Here is a 5,124-nt window from a genome sequence, read left to right on the forward strand (position 1 = left end):
GTCAGCGGGACGGAGTCCAAACTGCTGCGGTGGGGCAATACGGCCTACTGGGAGGCGGCTGGGCTGATGTTGCTAGGGATCCTGCTGATCGTTTATCGCTGGCGGGGCACCCTGCTGATGTTGATCAATCCCGGCTATGTGAATGTGGCGTTGTTGGCTGGGCTGTGTCTGTTGGGCTTGGGGATTGGCCGTTGGCGAGGAGCCAAAGTTGCCTCTTCTGAAGTCCATGCCTCACTATTGGGGCCGCGGCTGGGCGCAGGACTGTTGATCCTGACAGCACTGCTGGGGTTTTGGGTCGAGCCACGCCCGCTCTCCAGCCAAACTGCCCTCAACCGAGGGGTATCTCCCTATCTGGGGGTATCTCGTAGCCAGCCGCAGGCTTTTCGCCCCAAGCTCGACCCCCGTCAGCGTACTCTGCTGGACTGGGTGCGCACCTTGGATGTTTACCCGGATCCCTACACCTATGAGAACCAGCCGGTGCGGGTGCAGGGGTTCGTCATTCCCGACAAGCAACCCGACCACTTTGTTATTGCCCGGTTTTTGGTTAGCTGCTGTGCTGCCGATGCTTACCCTGTGGGCTTGCCGGTGCGCTGGCCAGAGGCAGAGCAGTTAACTGCCGACAGTTGGCTGCGTCTGGAGGGGCGCATGGCCGTGGAGCAGCGGGATGGATTATCTCAGTTGGTGATCGTTGCCGAGCGGCTGGAGCCGATACCGGTGCCGCCAAACCCCTATGCCGACGAATAAGAGCAGGCGCTTAGATATCGGTTTAGATATCGGTTTCGCTCAGCTTGGCGCTCAGGTAATCGAAGGGCTCGGCCACAAAGCTGTAGTCTTCGCCGGAGCCAAGCAGCTCCAGGGTGCGGGTTTTCATGTTTTGAATGCCAATCACCGTCGGGGCGATGGGCACACCGAGGGAGTTGTAGGTCTCCCGTAAGCCGGCCAAGACTCGCTCATCCAAAATGCTGTTGTCGGCAGCCACCAGCGCGTAGGAAGCGTAGCGCAAGAAGTAGTCCATATCCCGCAAACAGGTGGCGTAGCGGCGGGTGGTGTAGGCGTTGCCTCCCGGACGGATGAGATCCGGCACCTGGGCGAACATGGCCGCAGCAGCCGTTTTGACGATATCCACCGAGTTGAGATTGATCACGTTTACGGCCTTGATGCGCCGCAGCCCCGAGTCATAAAAAGCCTTGAGCGCATCCATTGCCTCCCGATCCAAGTAGCGGCCCGTCAGGTCGTAGGTTTTGATCAGTGTGGTTACGGCATCCCGCATATCCCCAGCTCCATTCTTGTGACTTTATTTTGTCAAAGTAGCTTGAGATGAAAAAATGAGAAGAGATTTTGCCGGACAACATCCAAAGGTCAACCTTGGAAAATCGAGCCAGAGCCCGGCAACGGCGACGCTTCAGGCTCCCCTTCGCCCTCAGAAGTTTAGCATGCAGGGGTTTCTTTCCCGCTTCCCCCTGAGACAATGGCCAATGTTGTTACAAAAATGTAACCTTTCTGCAACACTCTAGGGATCCGGCGGCAACACCCGCAGCGGCTTGAGCTGACCTGCCTGACCGTACCCCAAGCCCAAAAACTTGCCCTCCTCATCCAGCACCCGCAAAGTAGGGGCATCGACAACAGGCCGGTCGAGGAGAATGGCCCGACCCTGCAGCCACTGCTTCGCTTCGGCGGAAGAGAGCTGTACCGCACCCCAATCGGCAAATCCCCACTCGATGGGCAGCAGGGCAGCAGCGGGATCCGCGGATCCCTGCCATCTCTCTAGCGGCAGGCTTTCTGCGATGCGAAAGGGGCCACTTTGCAGCCGTCGCAGCCGGCTCATCAGCCCTCCACAGCCCAATTTTTCCCCCACATCGCGGGCAAGGGCACGAATGTAGGTGCCGGGGCCACAGGCAACTTCCAGATCCACTTCCGGAAAGTCTCCGGCTCGCCAGCCCAGGATGCGCAGTTGCCGAATGACCACCCGTCGGGGTTCCAACTGGAGTTCCGCAGCCTCCACGCCGGCACGGGCCAACTGGTAGAGCTTTTTCCCCTGGCGCTTAAGGGCGCTGTAGAGGGGCGGCACCTGCCAGATCTCGCCGGTAAACTCCCGCAAGCACTGCTCTACCTGCTCGCGACTCAACCCAGGACAAGGGGATCCCACCCGGATCTGCCCTTCGGCATCGTCGGTGTCGCTGCGCTGTCCCAATCGGAAGGTTGCTTGATACACCTTATCTCCCGACAAAAACGACAAAAAGCGTGTCGCTCGCCCCACAGCAATGGGCAAAACCCCCGTTGCTGCCGGATCCAGAGTACCCCCATGCCCCACCTTGCGGGTGCGCAAGACCTGCCGCACCGCCGCCACACAGTCGTGGGAGGTGAGCGCCGCCGGCTTGTCCAGGTTGAGAAAGCCCTCCAGGGATCCCATGCCAGGCATAATATGCATCAACAGTTAAGATTTGTAACTGAGCTGCCCCAGCGCTTAACATGGGGTTAACTTCCGTCTCCAAGTTTGAAGCACCTATGGCTCAGTCTGACCTGTTCTTTCAGCCTATCTGGCAACGCCTCCTGATGATTGCCCCCTTTTTCCTGTGGGGCTCGGCGATGGTGGTGATGCGAGACGCCCTCTCCGAGACCACCCCCCTCTTCATTGCCATTCTGCGGTTGTTGCCGGCAGGGATCCTGGTTCTTGCCTTTCGGCTCTGGCAGGGGCGGGGCTCTGCGGCCTCTCACGCCTGGCATCCCAGAGGGCTGCGCGGCTGGCTATGGGTGTTGGCGTTTGCGCTGGTGGACGGCACTTGTTTTCAGGGATTTTTGGCCCAAGGGCTGAAAGAGACAGGGGCAGGCCTGGGATCCGTGCTAATCGACTCGCAGCCGCTGGCGGTGGCTTTGATGGCCACCTGGTTTTATCGAGAGCGGATGGGATCCCTGGGCTGGCTGAGCCTGGGGCTGGGAGTTTTCGGCATTGGCCTCATCGGCCTATCCGGCGAGGGATCCCTGCAGTTGGGGGCCGGCGTCGTTTGGATGTTGATGGCCTCCCTGTCGATGGCCATCGGCACCGTGATGATGCCCAAGGTGGCGGAGGTGGCGGATCCGGTGCTGGCGACGGGCTGGCACATGGTGTTGGGCAGCCTGCCCTTGATCCTGCTGTCGGGACTGACGGAGACTCAGCAATGGCAACACCTGAGCGGGATCCACTGGCTGGGCCTCCTCTACGCTTCGGTGATGGGGAGCGCCTTGGCCTATGCCCTCTTCTTCTATTTCGCCTCTCAGGAAAACCTCACCGAGTTCAGCTCCCTGACCTTCCTCACCCCCATCTTTGCCCTGCTGTTTGGCAGCACCTTTCTGGGGGAATCGCTGACGCGGCTGCAATGGCTGGGAGTGGGCATCACTCTGGTCTGCGTGTATTTGATTAACCACCGGCAAGAATGGCAGGAGCGCCTGCACCTGGGCTGGAAAGGGATCCTCTCAGAGCTGGGTTTAGACTGGCTGGTGAGCGCCTTGAGCACCGTCGAGATCCGCGATGGCAACCCCGACTGATCAAAGCTTGGGCAGGGATCCCTTAGGGGGGCAAGAACCCCATGGCCTCTCTCACCCTTTGTAGCGTTTGCTCGGCGATGGCCCGGGCCTTAGCGGCATTCTCCCGAATCAGAACGAGCAGGTGGTCGGGGTTGCTCCACAGTTCCCGGTAGCGCTGCTGAATGGGCTCCAGGGCAGCGATGATGCTGTCGGCGAGGAGGGGCTTGAACTGTCCCCACCCCATCTCGGCACACTCAGCCGCCACCACCTCCTTGCTTTTGCCGGAGGTGAGCATGTAAATCGTCAACAAATTGTGGGCTTCGGGACGAGCCGGATCGTCAAAAGTAATGCCCCGAATGGGGTCGGTCTTGCATTTTTGGATCTTCTTGCGGATGGTATCCGGGTCATCCAGCAGATGAATACGGCTGAAATCCGAGGGATCCGACTTGGACATCTTGCGCGTACCATCGGTCAAGCTCATTACCCGCGCCCCCTCCGGACGAATCAGGGCCTCTGGGATCAGAAACACCTCTCCAAAACGGTCATTGAAGCGGCGGGCAATATCCCGACACAGCTCAATATGCTGCCGCTGATCCTCCCCCACCGGCACATACTTGGGTTGGTAGAGCAAAATATCCGCCGCCTGCAAAATCGGGTAGCTGAACAAGCCAACGCTGGTCTCCTCTCCCTGTTTTTCTTTCTTCTCCTTGTATTGGATCATGCGCTCCGCCCAGTTCATGGGGGTGATGGTGTTGAACAGCCAGGCCAGCTCCGTATGGGCAGGCACGTGGGACTGGACGAATAGCACGCAATGCTCCAGGCTGAGACCGCAGGCCAAATAAAGGGCAAACAGCGAACGGGTTCGCTCCCTCAGCAGCTTGGGATCCTGAGGGACGGTGATGGCGTGTTGATCGACGATGCAAAAAAAGTTCTCGTAGTGCTCCTGCTCGGCCACCCAATTCTTAATCGCCCCCAAGTAATTGCCCAAATGCAGTTCGCCAGAGGGCTGAATGCCAGAGAGGGTGCGCGGCTTGGCCATAGGGAAAGCAGATCTCAAACGCCAACAAGACGGAGGACAAGAGCAAGGAAAGTCTTTTTCAGGATATCAAGAGAGGCGCAACCTGTTGGTTCATGATGGAAGGAAGATGCCCAACCGCACACCATGTCAGACTCTGAACCCGAACTGTTGCGTGCTGCCAACCACTATGTGCTGCTGATCCCGGGCTTGCCGGAGCAATTTCTCAGCCCCGAGGAATTGCAGGAGTTTCTCATGCGGCTGTTGCAGGAACATCCCCACTTGGTGGATGCAGATCTGGCCCGCTATCCCACCCCTCAAGCGCAGGCACAGCGGCTGATCGACACCGCCTGTGAGATCGAAGTTTCCCCCGGCGAAACCGTGCAGTGGCATCCTGTGCGCCTGAGCAAGCGCTCCTCGACACGGTCTTAACAGGCTCGGAAGTTCCTTGGCCAAGCCGTTCGCAGCCTCGTTGCAGCAGCGTTGCAGTTCCCCTCCCGCAGGCATAGCAAAAACCTCACCAGAGGTGGGGCGGGCAGTACGGGGTTGTGTTTCGGATCCCGCCTTGAGCGTGATACAACGCAAGAGTAGAGCATGACTCTAGTCAA

General features: G+C 59.2%; 6 protein-coding genes. 3 read left to right on the plus strand and 3 right to left on the minus strand.

Annotated features, from left to right (window positions below; translation table 11 throughout):
- Positions 1-744, plus strand: a 744-nt coding sequence (locus NW819_RS07030) for a TIGR03943 family putative permease subunit (RefSeq protein ID WP_414413316.1), incomplete at its 5' end; no start/stop codon positions are given.
- A 22-nt stretch (positions 745-766) separates the two neighbouring features.
- Here NW819_RS07030 and apcB read toward each other — a convergent pair.
- Together apcB and truB are read right to left on the minus strand one after the other, a co-directional pair.
- Positions 767-1,270 (minus strand): allophycocyanin subunit beta, encoded by a 504-nt coding sequence (apcB, locus tag NW819_RS07035; RefSeq protein WP_011433791.1) that lies wholly within the window; start codon positions 1,268-1,270, stop codon positions 767-769.
- 240 nt (positions 1,271-1,510) lie between these two features.
- The gene (truB, locus tag NW819_RS07040) at positions 1,511-2,410 is read right to left on the minus strand and encodes a tRNA pseudouridine(55) synthase TruB (RefSeq protein WP_414413318.1); all 900 of its coding nucleotides are present in this window, start codon (positions 2,408-2,410) and stop codon (positions 1,511-1,513) included.
- Between the two features lie 95 nt (positions 2,411-2,505).
- Here truB and NW819_RS07045 point away from each other — a divergent pair, with 95 nt between their 5' ends.
- Complete coding sequence (locus NW819_RS07045) at positions 2,506-3,522, plus strand: DMT family transporter (RefSeq protein WP_414413317.1); 1,017 nt, start codon at positions 2,506-2,508, stop codon at positions 3,520-3,522.
- Between the two features lie 22 nt (positions 3,523-3,544).
- On the opposite strand, the gene trpS is transcribed toward NW819_RS07045, so the two are convergent.
- A complete protein-coding gene (gene trpS / locus NW819_RS07050) occupies positions 3,545-4,540 on the minus strand; it encodes a tryptophan--tRNA ligase (protein ID WP_414331708.1) in 996 nt (331 codons plus the stop codon).
- A gap of 123 nt (positions 4,541-4,663) precedes the next feature.
- On the opposite strand from trpS, the gene NW819_RS07055 reads away from it, so the two are divergent.
- Positions 4,664-4,948, plus strand: a complete 285-nt coding sequence (locus tag NW819_RS07055; RefSeq protein ID WP_414407248.1) for a chlororespiratory reduction protein 7 — start codon at positions 4,664-4,666, stop codon at positions 4,946-4,948.
- Positions 4,949-5,124 lie beyond the last annotated feature (176 nt).

Source organism: Synechococcus sp. R8-2 (assembly GCF_047461715.1).
In the GTDB taxonomy this organism is placed as follows: domain Bacteria; phylum Cyanobacteriota; class Cyanobacteriia; order Thermostichales; family Thermostichaceae; genus Thermostichus.